This window comes from Streptococcus sp. GMD6S (assembly GCF_000297015.1).
The window spans coordinates 1-808 of sequence record NZ_AJRH01000209.1; the positions used below are offsets into that span (position 1 = coordinate 1).

Genomic DNA, 808 nt, shown 5'->3' on the forward strand with positions numbered 1-808 from the left:
TCTACTAGCCATAGTGCGGGTGAGAATGCTCGTAGCTCAGAGCTTCCGTCTAGTGGGACAATGGTATTCACGGGGAAATCGCCTATTATGGACCAACCATCAAGCACAGGACAGGTTATTGACTACTATTATGCTGGTGAGAGTGTGAGTTATGATCAAGTTCTTGAAAAGGACGGTTATAAGTGGCTCGGTTATTTGTCTTATAGCGGTTCTAGAAGATATGTGAAGTATGAAAAGTTAAGCAATACAGAGAATGGGTGGAAAAAAGAAGGAGGGAGTTGGTATTACCAAGAGAATGGTAAGCTAGCAACAGGATGGAAAAAAGTTAACAGCAATTGGTATCATTTAAAAGAAAATGGGGCCATGTCAACTGGCTGGATTAAGGATGGCTCTCACTGGTATTATCTAAAGGCTTCGGGTGAGATGCAGACGGGCTGGCTTAAAGACAAGGGAACTTGGTATTACTTAGAGGAATCTGGCCGGATGAAAGCTAGTCAATGGTTCCAAGTCTCGGGGAAACATTACTATGTCGATGCTTCGGGAGCCTTAGCTGTTAATACGATTATTGATGGCTACAGACTAGACAGAAATGGGGTAAGAATAGGAAGTGTTTCTTAAACATCATCCAAGCTTTCTTCTTGTTCATAAAATTTTAAAATGGATATCGAATTAGTTGACGTTCATTAAGTAGTATAATATAATAATATTAAAAAACTATAAGAGGGGCATTGTCTAATGGACAAGAAGAAAGTTATTTTAACAAGTTTAGCAAGTGCAGCTGTATTGGGTGCTAGTGTACTCGTTTCAC

1 protein-coding gene is annotated in these 808 nt (G+C 39.9%); it reads left to right on the top strand.

Features of this window, described 5'->3' with window-relative positions:
* A partial coding sequence (locus GMD6S_RS09720) for an SH3 domain-containing protein (RefSeq protein WP_000314664.1) occupies window positions 1–618 on the top strand: 618 nt, incomplete at its 5' end.
* Window positions 619–808: the final 190 nt, after the last annotated feature.